Genomic DNA, 17781 nt, shown 5'->3' with positions numbered 1-17781 from the left:
GTTAGTCTCCTTACGTTTCATCATAATACCCCTCTAGATCATCTTCCAAGGACATTGCCACATCGCGCAATCCTTCTATACGTTCCGCACTGGCCTTCCAAAGTCCTCGTTGTTCTGCTTCTAATAAAGTAGTACAAATGGCCCCTAATGCCCAAGGATTGACTTGGCGCATCCAGTCCTGTACCTCCTGATTCATGACATACTCGTCTGTATAGGCATCATACATCCAATCTTGAATCATATCACTAGTGGCGTCCCATTCATAGGTATGTTGTACATAGGAAGCCATATCCGCTGCCCCCTTGTAGCCGTGTTTCATCATCCCCTCTATAAAAATAGGGTTCATTGGTTCACTACGGAACTGACGCTGAATTTCATCTTCTAAGGACCGCACCAAAATATCTTTGCGATACGTGGTATCTCCTATAAATGATTTCGGCTTAGTACCTTTCACCGCCTCCACAGCCGCGATCATCCCCCCGTGGTAGGCATTGAAATCATCAGTACTCAACAAACTAACCTCGCGATTATCTTCATTTTTCACAGTCACTTCGATGGAACCTAATCGCTTGCGAAACTGTTGATGACTTGGGATAATTTCCCCTTGCTCATCATATCCATAGCCACCCCAGGTGACATAGGCATTGGCTAAATCTTCACGAGTAGACCAGTTGCTTTGTTCTAGAATTTGATTCACCCCTGCCCCATAGGCACCTGGTGCATCGCCAAAGACACGAATCGTAGCGCCCTTGATAGCTTCTTCGTAGTCCATACCATCTTCTATTAATGCAGCTGTATCCAGGTCTATATGTTTTTTTACGTAATTCACACTATGATCTTCATCAAGGGCGTTTACCATTTGCACAGCTTTTGCAATCCACATGACACCGGAAGGCATCATATCTCGGAATAGTCCACTAATACGGCTTGTTACATCGATACGTGGTCGCCCTAATTCCGCTAGAGGTATGACTTCCAAATCGGACACACGACTTCCTGTATAAACTGGTCGTACACCCAATAAATAGAATACTTCACCAATACATTGTCCATGAGTGCGTTGCGTGTTGTCTGCCCATAAGACAATACCAATTTCCTCTGGATATCTCTGTTCTTCTCGAATATACTCATTGAGCAATGCATCGCCTAGTTCACAACCGATAGCATAGGCAGGCACGGTCGGCAAGGTCCGTTCATCAACGCCATAAAAATTGCGCCCCATAGGCAATACATCGATACCACCATTAGTAACAGCGCCACCGATATTAGGTGGAATATAGTTCCCTTCTAAACCTCGTAACAATTGGCACATTTCTTCTGTCGTTTGGCGCAACCCTGCGAGGTAGGTCTCACACAGCGTTTCTTTCTGTGCATCGTCTGGCACACCATGCATATCTATGAAAGCATCTATATACCCGTCCTCTTCCTCTGTGGTTGGATTTTGCCCTAAAATATGCAAGCCACAACGAATATGACGATTTTGGATGTCCATCAAATAGTTATGAATATCCCCTAACAGTTCTTCTGCCTCGTCTGCATGAATAGAGTCAGCTAAGGCACGCCACTCTTCTTCACTGACAGATCTATCTGCCACAAAGTGTACCTGACCTCCCTCTTGATACCAGTCGAAGGATTCGCACAAGTGCTCTAAATGACACTCTCTCACAGAAGATAAGATATAACTTAGCACCACAGACTCTTGACCCATCTCCTGCGCTTTCATATGGTCATATTCGTCCAAATACCGTTCTAGCGTTTCATAGACACCATACAAGCCGGACCGCTTCATAGGTGGCGATAAATAGCTAAGTAAAACAGCATGGCTACGCCGTTTTGCTTGGATACCTTCACCGACAATGGTCGTCCAGTACGGATACAGATTAGGTATATCTTCGATACCTAACTGAGGGTAACAATAGGAACTTAAAGCCGTTCCCTTACCGGGTAACCATTCTAAATTGCCATGCGTCCCCATATGGATCGCCACATCGGCTTGGAATACAGTGCGTACCCAATGATACACCCCCTCATAGTGATGCGTCGGTGGAATGTCCGGCGAATGGTACAAAGCATCTGGATTGTCACTAAATCCACGTGGCGGTTGTACTAATACCCACACATTGCCAAAGGCCACACCGGGAATAATAAGCTCATCCTCTTCTACAAATATCTCTCCTATGGGCTGTCCCCAATGTTGTAGTAGTGATTCTTGGGTAGCACTATCCAGCTTTGAAAACCACCTCCTATACGCTTCTTTCGGTAATTTTGGGGCTTTCTCTACGGCTGAATCGGTCAAGCAATCTACATCATTCGTAGCATGTTTGGTCAGTATCGTCATTAGATCTTCACTCATTTGGGGGATACCATCTACTATATATCCGTTCTGTTGTAATTCTTGCAACAACCGTAGTACAGATTCTGGCGTGTCTAGCCCACAGGCATTGCCAATATGTGAATTTTTGGGAGGATAATTATGAAGGAATAGAGCAATCTTTACTTCTGACCTATGTTTCTGTTGCAATGCAATCCATCGTTTGGCTTGGTCTACTAACTTTTGAATCCCCTCAGGATATGGTTTGAAATAGTAGCCTCTTTCCTCTGAGTACGCTCTGGTCCCTACAATATGACCGTTTAAAATACCATCTATTTCCGGCAATGACAAGGAAAAAGATATATCCATAGGCTCTAACCCTTGTGAACGTGTTTGCCAGCTTTCAAGAGTAGTATAGGTAACAAAGCCCTGCAAGATAGGGATTCCTAAATCCGTCATTTCATCACGACTCGCCCCCTGCAAGCCAATGATGGAGAACTTGCATGTATTAATGATGAGAGATATGGTCTCTTTCACTTGATGATCAAACAACGTGTGCCAACAATCATACCACCGTAATTGTCCACCAGATTTACTGCTGTATTGACCAAATACTAATACTGGCGATAATCCTTGCTCTAATGCACAATCATACAGTGCATAGGGATAGTCTAATTGACCTTGCACCCATTCATCTCGATAAAAGAAAATGCCTACCACTGGACCACCATGATCATAGTCCTTACGATATGACTCATAGGATGGATACACTTCCCCTTGTCTGCCTAAAATACCTTGGTATGGTAGTTCTTTCACCGCTTCCACTGGCCCTGTATAACCTTGTAAGGATAGCATATATTGGCACAGTCCATAAAAGTTTTCTGTTCCACCTTGGTGCAAATAAACCTTAATTTGATCAATGTCCTCATCTGCAACACTATATCGCTGTACATCCGACGCTGAATCATGGAATAGTAATACATAAGGAACTTGTTTCTGTGTAATATATTTGTAAATTCCTTTTACCAAAGGAGTATCTAACGTACTGCCTACATGAGTAAACAGTACTATATCCGCCACATCTATAGCGTGCTGAACATCTGCTAACTCTATATCGTTGCACGACAGAAAGACTATGCCCAAGGACATAGTCTCATCTGTACACTTCTGTTCTATTTCTTTAGCCCACTGCCAATGTTTCGTCATAGACGTAATGAGTAATATAGAATGTTTCATATCATACTCACCACAATATGTAATGTCTTCCCTTTCACCATTACCTCTCCTATAGTTGATTTTTATTACCAAGTGTATATCCACTGCCCATAGTGAATCACTATGTAGTACATATTAATCAGCATGTACTCTCTATACTTAAATAATACTATATTTCGAAGTAATAAGTAAAACATACAAAAAAAGCCGTCACTATTGTGACGGCTTTCCCTATGTATGACACTATGTAATTAGTCGATATGGATACCATGGATTTCTTCAGCTAAACGTTTCAACGCTTCTACTGTACGAACGCCTGGTGTAATTTCAGATAATTTTACACGAACGAAATGATTTTCTTGTACCGCTTTAATTGTTTGTAATTGAGGGTCAGCTTTAATTTTAGCTACTTTTTCTTGGAAATCATCATCGTTGCGGATGGAATTACCATAGTCAGGAATGATGATGTAATCAGGATTTTGTTTAACTACAGTTTCCCAAGAACCTTTCGCCCAAGTTTTATCTACACCTAAGCCACTCATTACGTTATCGGCACCGATTAAACGCAATACGTTAGTTGTGTAACCTTCAAATACTGTGAAAGGTTGTCCATCTTGGGAGTCATATACGAATACACGTTTATGTGGAAGGTCTTTCAATTTAGCTTGTACTTTTTCTAACAAAGCACGTTGACCTTTTACCCATTCTTCTGCTTTTGCTTTCACCCCGAAGATTTCACCTAATTTAATCATATCTTTAAAATTAGTTTCTAAGTCAGCTTGTGTAGATAAAGCAGACTCTGGAATCCAAATGTTTACTTTTTGAGCAATCATTTTATCTGCAGGGATACCTTCTTTACTAAAAGAATCTTCCCAACCTGTAGCGAAGTCAGGTTTTACAGACATAAACACTTCATAAGAAGGCCATTTTTCAGACAATACTTTTACTTTACCATAGGCTTCTTGTAATGGTGGATAGATTTCTTCTTCTTGGAAGGCTGTGCCTGCCATTTTATCTTCCAAGCCTAATTGCAACATCATTTCTGTTGTAAATTGAGACATGGATACTGCGTGTTTTGGCGCTTCTTTCACAGCAAATTCTGTTTGTTTTCCTTCAAATGTTTGATGCCACGTTACTTCTGTACCAGTTTTAGCTTGTTCCTTTTCAGAACCACAGCCTGCCACTGCCAAGGCGCCACATACTAAGGCTGTTAATACGAATCCTTTAGATTTTTTCCAATTACTTAACATAATCTTCCCTTTCTTACTAAACTTAGTAATATAAATGATACACGCCATCTTCCATGGACACATGGAATGGCACTTCAAAAATAGGTTCTAGCAACTCTGGAGTTAACACCTCTTGAGGTGTTCCCGTCTGTAATACTTTGCCATCTTTCATCAATACGATGTGATTGCAATAGCGCGCCGCTAGATTTAGGTCATGGAGAACTACAATACTTGTGCCCGAAAAGTTTTGCAATTCTTTCATGAGCGCTACCTTGTATTTCATGTCTAGATGATTCGTTGGTTCATCTAACAGTAATACCTCTGTTTGTTGTGTCAATGCTTTTGCAATGAACACCCGTTGCCGTTCACCGCCCGACAAATGTCCCATTTCTTCTTCTGCCAAGTGAGACACACCCACTTGATCCATATAAGACTGGGCGATAGCAACGTCTTCTGTTGTATAATTTCCAAAATGACTTTTATAGGGATATCGCCCCATAAGCACAATATCTTTCACTAAAAAATCATCGATCATAGCATCATGCATTTGTGCTAGGACCGCCACCTTTCGTGAAAAGGTGGGGCCATCAATCGTTTGTAAAGGCACACCATCCAATGTAATTGCATCGGTAGGATGCAACTGACTTAGATGTCCAAGGAGTGTCGATTTACCACAACCATTAGGTCCAATGATAGCCGTCATTTTATGTTTAGGAAAGCTGAGCTTCACATCATCTAAAATTTGTCGTTTTCCATAGGAAAAGGACAAAGAATTTACCTCGTACATAGTCCCTCCTATTGTCTAACCTTGATGACGGTATCTCGTCATAATAATCCAAATAAATAGCGGTGCCCCTAGTAAGGATGTCAATACTCCGATAGGTATTTCTTCGGGGCTATACATAGCTCGTGAAAGTACATCCGCCCAAATCATCACAATACTACCAATGAGTGGTGCAAAAATCAGTAATCGGCCATGTTTAGGTCCCCCAACCATGCGTGCCAAGTGCGGAATAATAAGGCCCATAAATCCTACTACACCTACTTTTGCTACTAAGGTAGCAATAGCCACAGAGGATACGATGACCATAGATAATTGCAAGGATTTCACAGATAATCCCATTTGCTTCGCTTCTTGTTGACCTAATAAGAGGACGTCAAAATCCTGTTTATACATGTACATATAGAGTATCAACAAACCAATGATGATGGCTGTTAATGGTAAATCTCTCCACTGAATACCTGCAAAACTACCGAGCAACCAGAACATAGCACTTCGCACTTGTGCTTCATGCTTCGCTCCATAAATGATCATCATCGTAATGGATGAAAAAATACCAGTCATGCCCATGCCGATTAAAATTAATTTCACTGGACTTTGGCTACGTCCCACGCAGAGTAACACCAACAAGATGGAAATACCCGCTCCTAAGGCTGCAAAGAATGGCACATTATAGGATGCCAAGAATGGTAAGCCACCCATGATAATGGCAAAGACAGCCCCTGTACTTGCTCCTGAAGATACCCCTAATACATAAGGATCTGCTAAGGCATTGCGTGTCACCGTTTGCATCAATACACCTACCAAGGATAATCCAATTCCTGTCAGTACTGAATACAACAACCGCGGTAACCGAATATCTTGCACGATAGTGCTCAACATTTTCATCTCATCTGTTGGCACTGGACTGGTAAATGCCTGGTACATATCCCACACCGGTATAAAAGAAGCCCCAAATTGAGGGGCTACTACGAGTGAAATGACCAGTAAGATCAATAATCCTACAATTTTTAATTTCATGTTATACGCCCTTTAACTATACCCAATATACGCTTAGGAGTTTCCCTCACGAATGTCGTGCCTCCTACAGTAAAAAAAAGAGCAACCTATTGTGGGCGCTCTTTTGTCTACCTATAGTATACTATAATTTTCGATATAGTGTAAAGTACTAAACTTGATTTTTAATGCATTTTAATTTCTGTGAAAAATTATTTTAACAGACCTTTCCCTAATAATATGTGTCGTATCGTCATGATTGGATGTATCCATAACATGCGAGGGCCACTGTAGCGCATGACTTCTTTAATTCGTTCCCGATAGGTCGGTGCGTAACAATGTGTTTTGCACATAGCACAAAATGTTTTTTCTTCCATATGCGGGCATCGCTCTACCCTTGCTTCTGCATAGCGCATCAATTCTGCACAGCTTTCACAGAGAGCACCGGACTTACATCCATGCTGCCCTTTGCAATAGATTTCTATCATCTTGCGCACAGTTTTTAATTCCTTCATGCGCTTATCTTCCACAGTTCTTTGTTTTTGTATCCCTTGATTCACTACTAACACCTCAGCTATCATCTTTTAATCTATGCCCCTATCAACTACGTATACATATAATTCATACTCATTTCACTGTATCTTATAAATCATTCATCTAGATGTATACTCATTTTACCATAGTCACTGGCTGAGAGTCTTTATAATTCATCACAAAAAATCCGATATCTCTAGCAATGCTAGATATAGATTAAGTAGGCTCAATTCACTTTCATAAAAAATAAAGGAAAGTGAGTACCACATACTCAACCTTCCTCTATCATGCAATACATCTATAATATTCCTTATAGAATATTACGCTCATTTTTTCTCTATGCTATAAGGTCTATTCGTAGTCCCCTTATCGTTTACAGTGTAATCGGCAAAAATGTTAACAGCATAGCAATAAAAATAGCTGGCAACAAGTTAGCTACTCGAATTTTATTAGGCCACAATACATTGATACCTACACAGAAAATTAAGATAGAGCCTACGTAGGATAAATTATCGATCGCCTCTGGAGTCATAAGAGGTGCCGCCAAATGCGCTAACCCCGTAATGATCCCTTGCGTAATCCCCACTGGCAAGAAGGAGAATAGTGCCCCTTTTCCCATGGAGGATGCCATAACCATCACAATAATACCATCTAGAATACTTTTGACAACCATCGTACTGTAATCACCTGTCAAACCATCTTGAATGGACCCAATGACGCCCATGGCTCCTACGGTAAATGTCATGGATGCCGTAATAAACGCATTCGTAAATTGTGGATCTCGGCTATTGCCTGTTTTCAACTTTAACCATTCTCCAATGGCAGTAATGCGACGATCAAAGTCGATAAGCTCTCCTATGATAGCCCCTAGTACCATAGAGATAATCATCATCATGGGGCCCGTTGTATGCAAACTATCGCTAACAATAACTAGCATATATTGCATAGTGCCACTCATACCTAACAAAAGGATAATGATGCCACACACCATCATGAGCGTTTCTTTTAAATTATCTTTCATACGGTGTCGAATAAAGAGCCCTAATAAGCTACCACAAATAATCAACACCACATTAAGGATGGTTCCCATACCATGCATTGGTTGTTCCTCATCTTTCTAAAAAATCACTACACTGTCGTCCCCATCCACCTCGTGCACACGAACTTGCACCGTTTCCAAGTGAGACGTAGGAATATTTTTCCCTACATAGTCAGCTCGTATAGGTAGTTCTCGATGGCCTCGATCCACTAATACAGCTAATTGGATCGCACTCGGTCTACCCGCATCCATAAGGGCATTCAAAGCAGAACGAATCGTACGACCTGTGAACAACACATCATCTACAAGAATCACGACTTTCCCGGTCGTATCCATGGTGAAAGGAACTCCTTCCTTTGCAGTCTCTCCACGATCATCTCGATACAAAGAAACATCCATGGTTGCTACATCGACTTGAATCCCTTCGATGGCCTCAATTTGAGCTTGTAATCGTTTTGCTAAGTATACACCACGGCGCTCAATGCCAATGATTAAGGCGTTGGATAATCCTTTATTACGCTCTAAAATTTCGTGCCCAATACGACGAATGGCACGCATCATACCCGCTTCATCAATTAAGATACGTTCTTCCATAGTATCACTCCTTATCGATTATGCTCTTTCGCATACTCAATACATGCCAAAAAATCTTCCGGCAATGGCGCTTCAAAGTGTAATGCTTCTCCTGTCATAGGATGTTTCACAGATAAAGTTTTAGAATGCAAAGCCTGCCCTACAATAGGGAAGTCCATTTTCCGGAACCCATAGAATGGATCATTCACCACAGGATGTCCAATATACGCTAAATGTACACGAATTTGGTGCGTTCTACCCGTTTCTAATTGGCATTCTATTAATGTATGTTTGCCATAGCGTTCTAATACATGGAAATGGGTCACTGCTTCTTTACTATTTTCAAAAACCACCGCCATTTTCATACGATCTTTAGGCTGACGACCGATAGGAGCCTTGATAGTCCCTTTTTCTTCTGCAATATTTCCTTGTACTAATGCATAATAGGTTCTTGTAGCACTATGTTCTTTCACTTGCTCTGCTAAACCCAAATGGGATTCATCATGCTTTGCTGCCATCATCACACCCGATGTATCCTTATCTAAGCGATGCACAATGCCAGGACGAATTTCTCCATTGATGCCAGATAAATCTTTACAATGAAAGAGAAGTGCATTTACCAAGGTTCCCGAATGGTTACCCACCGCTGGATGTACCACCATACCACGCGCTTTATTGATGACAATCATATGGGAATCTTCAAATAGAATATCCAGTGGAATGTCCTCTGCTTCTACCTCTACTTCCTGCACCTCTGGAATCGTCACAAGAATTTCGCTAGATGATGATAGCTTCAAATTCGATTTCCCTGTTTTGCCATTCACTTGTACATGACCCTCTTTCACTAAGGATTGTACATAGCTACGTGACTGACCAAGCTCTTTCGTGAGGTACACATCTAATCGTGTACCCTCATCTTGAGCCTCTACTATATATTGTCTTGTTTCCATCATTTACCTCACTGTTTCTGACTTTCATAGGACCAAAAATATAGAATCAACAAAGGCACACCAATGCAAATACCAATATCCGCAATATTAAAGATAGGCCATACTCGGAAATCAAAGAAATCTACCACACCACCTAAGTACAAACGATCCCAGGCATTCCCCAAGGCACCACCTAAGAGCGTGCCTGTCCCAATTCGTGCATATAACGGTGCCATAGCTAATTTCTTACGACCTACGTACATAGCGCCTAACAAAAGCACCACTACCAACAATAATATCCATCGTTGATGCATCAACATACCAAAGGCTGCTCCATGATTCACAATATAGGTCCAATGAAAAACATCAGGTACAACTGGTACAGATTCACCTAGCCTAAAATGACTGCGTACATACCATTTTGCTACTTGATCCAACATGAAAGTCAAGATACTTATGATGTATATCATCGTTTACGTCCTCCACGGTCAGCCCATTGTTGCAATAAGGCACCTAGATCCTGTTCTTTTTCTCGACGCTTTCCACCATTGCCTTTGTTTCTATCTCGCATAGGATTACCTTTTGAGTTTTTAGGACTTCTAGACTCTTGTCTTTCTCCCGTTTGTTGCTGACCATTCTTAGTTTGTGTATCTCCACGAGTGTTTCCAGTACCATTGCGTCTATGACCTTGACGGTTTGGATCTTTTGGTTTTTCTCGTTTCATGGATAAACCAATGCGGTTCCGTTTTGCATCGACAGAAATAATCTCTACTTCGATAATATCTCCTACTGCTAATACATCAGATGGATGTTCATGATAGGCACAAAACTCGCTTTTATGCAGCAGTCCATTGATTTTCACACCAAAGTCTACAAAGGCACCAAAGTCCACCACATTATGAACTGTTCCTTTTACCACGGTACCGACTTGAATATCTTCCAAACTCATAATTTGTTTCCGAGTCATCGGTGCTGGTAAATCTTCCCGTGGGTCACGACCAGGTTTTTGTAAGGCTTCTACAATATCTCGCACTGTAGGTACACCTGCTTCTAGCTGTTTCGCCAACTCTTCCACATCCACAGCTTGAAGTTTCGCCTTGGCCCTTTCCAACGTCCCTTTATCTCGTAAATCTTCTAGAGACATGCCCAATTGTGTTAGCACTCCTTGGGCAATCTCATAAGACTCTGGATGAACTGGCGTCGCATCTAAAGGGTTCTCCCCTTTACCGATGCGCAAGAAACCAGCACATTGTGTAAAGGCCGCAGGACCTAAACGAGCTACTTTCAATAATTGCTTACGACTAGTAAAAGCACCATGTTCCTTACGGTAGGCAATAATATTATTTGCCACGGTGCTAGAAATACCTGACACATGCTTTAATATCGCTGGAGATGCTGTATTGAGCTCTACTCCTACATGGTTTACCACAGTTTCTACCACTTGATCTAAGGTGGCACCCAATTGTTTTTGATTCACATCATGTTGGTATTGACCAACACCGATTGATTTTGGGTCAATCTTCACAGATTCCGCCAATGGATCTTGTACACGGCGCGCAATCGACACAGCACCACGGATAGATACATCTAAATCTGGCAATTCTTCAATAGCTAACTTAGAAGCGGAGTATACGGAGGCACCTGCTTCATTAGTGATAATATAATGACAATCTAAGCCTTCTTCAGCAATCATGGCAGATGTAAATTGCTCTGTTTCATAAGAAGCAGTACCATTGCCGATAGAAATCAAGGTCACACCATATTGACGAATCTTCTTCGCCAATTCTTGTTTGGCCCGCTCTGCTTGTTTATCACTCATTGTAAGATAGTACGCGCCATAATCTAGGACATTACCTTCCCTGTCGATAATGGCCATTTTACAACCGGTACGATATCCTGGGTCTAAGCCCATGATAACATGTCCAGATAAAGGTGCTTGGAGCAATAAATTGCGCAAATTCGTACCAAATACTTTGATAGCCTGCTCTTCTGCTTGTTCCGTCATAGCATTTCGTGTTTCACGTTCTAAAGATGGGTACAATAACCGTTTATATCCATCAGCAATAGCCTCTGCAATATACGAATGCTCTACCCTTGTATTACCTTGTACGGTATCTACCATATATTGGATAAACGTTTCATCCGGTACCACAAAGCTAACTTTTAAAGCCCCCAAGCTTTCTCCTCGATTCATCGCTAATACACGATGGGATGGAACTTGGCGGATTGGTTCCTTATATTCTTCATTGTACTGTAAGAATCCTTGGTTTACTTCTTCTTCGCCTACAAGCTCTGTCTTCATATGGCCTGTTTCCCACATGGCTTTACGCAAATATTGGCGAATATCTGCTCGTTCACTGGCTTCTTCCGCCACAATATCCATCGCTCCTTGTAAGGCATCTTCCACAGTCGGCACTTCTTCAGTAAGATACTCTGCCCCTAGTTGGCATAACGCTTCTTCTGTAGCCGTTGTGAACAATGCCTGTGCCAATGGTTCCAACCCTCTATCTCTCGCCATAGAAGCACGAGTTCGTTTTTTCGGACGGAACGGTAAATACAAGTCCTCTAACTCCTGTAATTTCATAGCTTTCGTAATGGCTAAGGACAATTCTTCCGTCAATTTGCCCTGTTCCTCGATAGACTTTGTCACTTCTTCTTTTCGTTGCAACAAATTGCGCAAATATTTCGTACGCTCTTCGATTTCACGTAATTGTTCATCTTTTAACTCACCAGTCACTTCTTTTCGATACCGTGCAATAAATGGTACTGTATTGCCCTCATCTAATAAAGTAATAGCCGCTTCTACTTGATGCGGTTTTACCCCTAATCCTTGGGCTATCACTACATGTATTTCCATTCTATTTCCGCCTTTCATACGTTACGAAATCATAGGACAATTCCTCATGCCCTGCGCCTTGTATACGCTCTACTTCTATCCATTCTGGCTTGGTATGCTCCGTAAACATCACATCCCCTGTGAAAGCTCGGTGTAATTCCGTCACATACAAACGATCTGCATAGGGCGCTAAGCTAGCATACACTTGAGCGCCTCCGATGCAGTACACCAAGTCTAAGTCCTTCGCCGCCTGAACCGCATCCTCTGGACTATGAAATACTTTTACACCTTCATAGGGTGCTGTGTAATCTAATTGCGACGTAATGACCCAATGTTCACGATTAGGCAACAAAAATGGTAAAGATTCTAATGTCTTCCGTCCCATTATGATAACATGCCCAGTAGTGCGTTTTTTAAAATATGCTAAATCTTCTGGAATGCGCCAAATCAGCTGATTGTCCTTACCTATAACGCCATTCGCAGCCACTGCTACAATCATTGCTAACATATAAAACTCCTTACACAGCCACTGTCATAGATAGCTTCCCTAAATGCTCATAACCTTCTAAGGTGATATCTTCTGGTGTAAAATCATAGAAATTTTTGATCTCTGGGTTTAATCGTAACACCGGGGCCTCTAAGGCTTCATGTTTACGTTCTAATTGAGTACGTAAAGCTTCTACATGGTTCTCATAAATATGAGCATTATTGATGACATGAGTAAATTGTCCTGCCTGCAATCCAGATACTTGGGCAATCATATGAACCAACGCTGCATACTGTGCTGTATTAAAAGGCACTCCTAATCCCATATCCCCACTGCGCTGGATAAGCATACAATTTAAACGACCATCGGTGACATCCCATAATGTTTCATAGGCACATGGTTGCAAGGCCATATCTGGCAAGTCTTCAATATTCCACAAGGTCACAATCATACGACGGCTTTGAGGATCCTTTTGTAGCATATCCAATAAATTGTCCAACTGCTTATATTTGGCAATTTGGTACCCATAGGCCTTACCGATCGTACCATCTTCACGCATCCATTCATCCCAAACTTTCACATTCATGGCCTGTAATTGGCGCACATCATTAGATTGTAATTGCCAAATCCAAAGTAATTCTTTAATGGCCGTTTTAAAAGCCACAAATTTCGTAGTTAAAATTGGAAATTCTTCTGCTAAATTGAACTGCATTACTTGATGCGGTAGTTTATAGGTCGCAATGCCTGTACGATTGTTGGCATAATACCCATGGTCTAATATATTCTCTATAATCTGTAAATATTGCGTATCTGCTAAACTCATCTATGCCTCCTTGTATGTGGAAATACTCTAAACTCTATTTATATTACTATCTGCCTCTAAATGTATATCTATATTTACATCTATCAACATGTGTATCTATAGCTATATATTACCTTTAAACTTGGCTATGATCTTCAAAAATTCATTGCCATATTTGCGTAGTTTCATATCTCCTACGCCTTTTACATTCGCCATATCTCCTAAGGTCAATGGTTCTTTTGCTACCATATCCAATAAGGTAGCATCTGAAAAAATCATGAATGGTTTTACCCCTTCTGTTTTTGAAAGTTCCAATCGATGCACACGTAAGGCCTCAAATAAAGAGTTTTCTTTTGTAGCTTTCGCCACGCCAGCTACACTAGACTTTCCACGCTTTTGTAATGGTCGATGCTCTCCGACTTCTATGGGTACATCTTTTACCGTTACACGTCCAGCCAATACTTCATGGCCCTGTTCCGTAACGGACAGAATCGGATATTGCCCTCCCGAAGAAGTAACATAGCCCATCGCCATTAAACGCTTAATAAAGCCTTTTACATCTTTATCTGCCCAGCGATTTAATTGTCCAAATACAGATAAACGGTGTAAACGAAACTTCTCAATACGCTCCGTCCGATTCCCACATAAGATATCCGCAATCATGGTCACACCATATCGTTCTTCTGTATTCCAAATCGTCTGTAATACGGCAGTCGCATCGGCAGTCACATCCACAGCCACTCGCGGTTCATCACAAGTACTACAATGATGGCATTGATCCCATGGCACTTGTTCACCAAAATAGGACAACATAAACTTGCGCAAACACATAGGTGTATGACAATAATCGATCATAGCTTGGAGCATATTCCGCTCAATTCGTTGTCGTTCTGGTGGCAAATCACTTTGGCTCAAAATATATTGATGCACCGCCACATCTTGCCCATTGTAAAGCAAAATACAATCTGCAGGAGCTCCATCCCGTCCAGCACGACCTGCCTCTTGGTAATAACTTTCCATATTTCGTGGCATTTGGTAATGAATCACATAACGTACATTACTTTTATCAATACCCATGCCAAACGCATTGGTGGCTATCATAACCTGCACTTCATCAAATGCATATCGGTTCTGTTGGTACTTGCGCTCTTCATCAGATAAGCCACCATGGTAATAGCCTGCTTTCACGCCGTATCTCAACAGCTCACGGTATACTTTTTCTACATTCGCCCTAGTGGCACAATAGACAATCCCCACATCGTTCGGATTGTGTAATACATAATCCCGTACATATTCCATACGCTTGCTTTCATGGATAACAGAGAAGGCCAAATTAGGACGATCAAATCCCGTAATATGCACACGAGCATTCTCCAATCCTAAGAGCTGTTTCATATCACGTTCTACTTCTTCCGTAGCACTGGCTGTAAAAGCCCCTACCACTGGCCTATGTGGCAAACTTTTAATAAAAGGTCCTATAGCCGTGAAAGAGGGTCTAAAATCATGACCCCATTGTGACACACAATGGGCTTCATCAATAATCACTTGGCTAATTGGTAGTCCTCTTAGAAACTCACAGAACCCTTCGGATTCTAATTTTTCTGGAGCCAAGTATAATAATTTAATCCGTCCTTCCCTTAGGTAGTAGAGAATTTTATTTTGTTCCTCTCGACTGAGGGTACTATTCATATAGGCTGCTGGCATACCTTGTTCTTTCAAAGTATCCACTTGATCTTGCATCAAGGAAATCAGCGGAGAAAAAACAATAGTAATGCCCGCCTTTAACATAGCTGGAATCTGAAAGCAAATCGATTTACCTGCCCCTGTAGGCATAATTCCTAGCACATCTTGGTTCTTTAACAAAGCTGTAACAGGTACCTCTTGAGCGGGGCGAAAACTGGAATATCCATAAAAATGTTGCAATGCTCGTAGGGCTCTAGCATCCATATGTCTTTCCTCCTTTCTAACAGTACATTCATCGAATCGTATCTATTTATTATACCATTTTTATGGGTTAGTATAAACTGTTTGAACTAGAACTATCCTTTATTTCCCTCAGTCATTTGTCATGATAGTCCACTTCTACTAAATGCCTTCCATACTAATTATTCACCTTATATAGGAGCACTTCCGATTCATAGATATTTCGTTTACATATTTCTTTATTGTATCATCATCACCATCAAATAGTTAGAATAAACATACTATTACCGCATTCACTTACACTACTGTTACGACGCTATTTTACTCTTCACTTGATGTAATGGCCTACGGCGTAAACCTATCTACCTAAATTACTATTACCATACCATTACGCTCTTTATACAATACGTATTGATACATAGTCCAATACGTTTACAAAAAATGTTGGCACCACTCTCAACGGAGTAGCCCCAACATTTCGTTTACTATGTGTATGTAATTATAAAATATGCATTTGTTCTGATGCATCGAACTCCGCTTGGATTTCTTTGCTTGGCTCATGGTCTAATAAACTAACTACAAAGATAGCAATGGTAGACAAGATGAAGCCTGGTACAATTTCATACAAGCCGAACCAACCAAATTGTTTCCATACAAGAACGGTTATACCACCCACTAAGATGCCTGCGATACAACCTTTCAGAGTCATACGTTTCCAGATCAAAGAGATTAAGATAGCAGGACCGAATGCAGCGCCGAATCCAGCCCATGCATAGGCAACCATCGTTAAGATATAGCTTTGTGGGTTCACCGCCATCACGATGGCAATAGCAGATACGATCAATACCGTTGCACGGCTAACCATAACCAATTCACGGTCCCCTGCATCACGAGCAAACACATTGCGATACAAGTCTTGTGACACTGAAGAGGCTGTTACCAATAATTGCGCAGACGCAGTACTCATGATTGCTGCCAATACAGCGGACCAAATTAAGCCTGCCACAAACGGATTAAATAAATGCTCGCTCATCACAAGGAATACTGTTTCTGCATCAGCATCCACTAGAGGTGTTGTTAAGTATACTTTACCAACAAGACCTACCGCCACCGCAGCTAACAAGGAGATAACTACCCAAATCATGGCAATGTTTGTTGCTTTTTTCAATTCTTTCGCATCGGAAATTGCCATAAAACGTACTAAGATGTGCGGTTGACCGAAGTAACCAAGACCCCATCCTAAGCTAGAAATGATACCTACCACTAAAGTGAACATATCTTGTTCCGGTCCCCAAATGGACAATCCTGCTGGGAACTCCGTAGCAATTAAGTTTGCTGTTTCTACAGGACCCCCTAAATACATGGCTGCCGTTACAGGTACTAGCAAGATGGCAAAGAACATCATCATCCCTTGAATGCAGTCTGTCCAACTTACAGCTAGGAAACCACCTAAGAAGGTGTAGAAAATAACTACCCCTGCTGTAATAAAGAGGGATGTCATGTAATCTAAGCCGAAGATAGTATTAAATAATTTACCACCTGCCACGAATCCAGAAGATGTGTAAATTAAAAAGAAAATAACGATGAAGATAGCAGATACAACCGGTACAATTCTTGAAGTATCATGAAAACGGTTTTTCAAATAATCCGGTATAGTTAAACTATTATTCGCTACCTCTGTATAATTGCGTAATCGTTTCGATACGAACACCCAGTTCAGCCAAGTCCCTAATGCCAAACCAATGGCAATCCATAACGCTGATATCCCTGTTGAGTAGGCAAATCCAGGTAAACCCATCAACATCCATCCACTCATGTCAGACGCTTCTGCACTCATGGACGTGATCCACGGACCTAGCTGGCGACCTCCTAAAATATAGTCGTCTAAGCTATTAGACTTGCGGTAATAATATACCCCGATGTACATCATGAGGCCTAAATACAATGCAAATGCCCCAATCACTTCAAAATTGTTGTACACCCTACTCCTCCTTTCCTAATCCTCATGCCTTTACTTATAATTCTATAGAATGCATTTAGCATTAATCTGTTTTATTATATCATAAAAATAACTCCCCGTTACTAATTTATTTTGTAATTCTATATTGCATATTGCAACACATTGG

Annotated in this window: 14 protein-coding genes; all 14 read right to left on the bottom strand. The window is 41.3% G+C overall.

Annotated features, from left to right (window positions below; translation table 11 throughout):
• Positions 1–10: 10 nt before the first annotated feature.
• The 14 genes from EO118_RS03310 to putP all read right to left on the bottom strand — a co-directional run bounded on the left by EO118_RS03310 (position 11) and on the right by putP (position 17585).
• Positions 11–3547: a cobaltochelatase subunit CobN gene (locus tag EO118_RS03310; RefSeq protein WP_127068625.1), complete on the bottom strand. Its 3537-nt coding sequence runs from the start codon at positions 3545–3547 to the stop codon at positions 11–13.
• A gap of 230 nt (positions 3548–3777) precedes the next feature.
• Positions 3778–4776 (bottom strand): ABC transporter substrate-binding protein, encoded by a 999-nt coding sequence (locus EO118_RS03305; protein WP_127068624.1) that lies wholly within the window; start codon positions 4774–4776, stop codon positions 3778–3780.
• 22 nt (positions 4777–4798) lie between these two features.
• A complete protein-coding gene (locus EO118_RS03300; protein WP_127068623.1) occupies positions 4799–5542 on the bottom strand; it encodes an ABC transporter ATP-binding protein in 744 nt (247 codons plus the stop codon).
• 15 nt (positions 5543–5557) lie between these two features.
• Positions 5558–6556 carry an iron ABC transporter permease gene (locus EO118_RS03295; protein WP_127068622.1) on the bottom strand — a complete coding sequence of 333 codons (999 nt, stop codon included), beginning with the start codon at positions 6554–6556 and terminating at the stop codon, positions 5558–5560.
• Between the two features lie 188 nt (positions 6557–6744).
• Complete coding sequence (locus EO118_RS03290) at positions 6745–7092, bottom strand: nitrous oxide-stimulated promoter family protein (RefSeq protein ID WP_255416500.1); 348 nt, start codon at positions 7090–7092, stop codon at positions 6745–6747.
• A gap of 347 nt (positions 7093–7439) precedes the next feature.
• A complete protein-coding gene (locus EO118_RS03285) occupies positions 7440–8165 on the bottom strand; it encodes a DUF554 domain-containing protein (protein ID WP_127068620.1) in 726 nt (241 codons plus the stop codon).
• 18 nt (positions 8166–8183) lie between these two features.
• Positions 8184–8699, bottom strand: coding sequence for a bifunctional pyr operon transcriptional regulator/uracil phosphoribosyltransferase PyrR (pyrR, locus tag EO118_RS03280; RefSeq protein ID WP_127068619.1), 516 nt, complete (start codon positions 8697–8699; stop codon positions 8184–8186).
• An 11-nt stretch (positions 8700–8710) separates the two neighbouring features.
• A complete protein-coding gene (locus tag EO118_RS03275) occupies positions 8711–9628 on the bottom strand; it encodes an RluA family pseudouridine synthase (protein WP_127068703.1) in 918 nt (305 codons plus the stop codon).
• 8 nt (positions 9629–9636) lie between these two features.
• On the bottom strand, positions 9637–10077 hold the full coding sequence (gene lspA, locus EO118_RS03270; RefSeq protein WP_127068618.1) for a signal peptidase II: 441 nt from the start codon (positions 10075–10077) through the stop codon (positions 9637–9639).
• Positions 10074–12464, bottom strand: coding sequence for a Tex family protein (locus tag EO118_RS03265; protein ID WP_127068617.1), 2391 nt, complete (start codon positions 12462–12464; stop codon positions 10074–10076). The genes lspA and EO118_RS03265 overlap by 4 nt, the downstream gene beginning before the upstream one ends.
• 1 nt (position 12465) lies before the next feature.
• Entirely contained in the window at positions 12466–12951 is a 486-nt protein-coding gene (locus EO118_RS03260; RefSeq protein WP_127068616.1) for a dihydrofolate reductase, read from the bottom strand.
• 10 nt (positions 12952–12961) lie between these two features.
• Positions 12962–13753 (bottom strand): thymidylate synthase, encoded by a 792-nt coding sequence (locus tag EO118_RS03255; protein WP_126940681.1) that lies wholly within the window; start codon positions 13751–13753, stop codon positions 12962–12964.
• Between the two features lie 102 nt (positions 13754–13855).
• The gene (gene recQ / locus EO118_RS03250; RefSeq protein ID WP_127068615.1) at positions 13856–15679 is read right to left on the bottom strand and encodes a DNA helicase RecQ; all 1824 of its coding nucleotides are present in this window, start codon (positions 15677–15679) and stop codon (positions 13856–13858) included.
• A 475-nt stretch (positions 15680–16154) separates the two neighbouring features.
• On the bottom strand, positions 16155–17585 hold the full coding sequence (putP, locus tag EO118_RS03245; protein WP_240626886.1) for a sodium/proline symporter PutP: 1431 nt from the start codon (positions 17583–17585) through the stop codon (positions 16155–16157).
• Positions 17586–17781 lie beyond the last annotated feature (196 nt).

The organism is Veillonella sp. 3891 (genome assembly GCF_003992315.1).
Lineage (GTDB): Bacteria > Bacillota > Negativicutes > Veillonellales > Veillonellaceae > F0422.
Note: the sequence above shows the minus strand (reverse complement) of the source record. Positions and strands in the feature narration are given on the sequence as shown.

Bases quoted from the DNA above. Each gene is read 5' to 3' on its own strand.
- EO118_RS03255 (WP_126940681.1), bottom strand. From the start codon at position 13,753: ATGAGTTTAGCAGATACGCAATATTTACAGATTATAGAGAATATATTA.
- lspA (WP_127068618.1), bottom strand. From the start codon at position 10,077: ATGATATACATCATAAGTATCTTGACTTTCATGTTGGATCAAGTAGCA.
- pyrR (WP_127068619.1), bottom strand. From the start codon at position 8,699: ATGGAAGAACGTATCTTAATTGATGAAGCGGGTATGATGCGTGCCATT.
- EO118_RS03300 (WP_127068623.1), bottom strand. From the start codon at position 5,542: ATGTACGAGGTAAATTCTTTGTCCTTTTCCTATGGAAAACGACAAATT.
- EO118_RS03285 (WP_127068620.1), bottom strand. From the start codon at position 8,165: ATGCATGGTATGGGAACCATCCTTAATGTGGTGTTGATTATTTGTGGT.
- EO118_RS03265 (WP_127068617.1), bottom strand. From the start codon at position 12,464: ATGGAAATACATGTAGTGATAGCCCAAGGATTAGGGGTAAAACCGCAT.
- EO118_RS03310 (WP_127068625.1), bottom strand. From the start codon at position 3,547: ATGAAACATTCTATATTACTCATTACGTCTATGACGAAACATTGGCAG.
- EO118_RS03295 (WP_127068622.1), bottom strand. From the start codon at position 6,556: ATGAAATTAAAAATTGTAGGATTATTGATCTTACTGGTCATTTCACTC.
- recQ (WP_127068615.1), bottom strand. From the start codon at position 15,679: ATGGATGCTAGAGCCCTACGAGCATTGCAACATTTTTATGGATATTCC.
- EO118_RS03305 (WP_127068624.1), bottom strand. From the start codon at position 4,776: ATGTTAAGTAATTGGAAAAAATCTAAAGGATTCGTATTAACAGCCTTA.
- EO118_RS03275 (WP_127068703.1), bottom strand. From the start codon at position 9,628: ATGGAAACAAGACAATATATAGTAGAGGCTCAAGATGAGGGTACACGA.
- EO118_RS03260 (WP_127068616.1), bottom strand. From the start codon at position 12,951: ATGTTAGCAATGATTGTAGCAGTGGCTGCGAATGGCGTTATAGGTAAG.
- putP (WP_240626886.1), bottom strand. From the start codon at position 17,585: ATGATGTACATCGGGGTATATTATTACCGCAAGTCTAATAGCTTAGAC.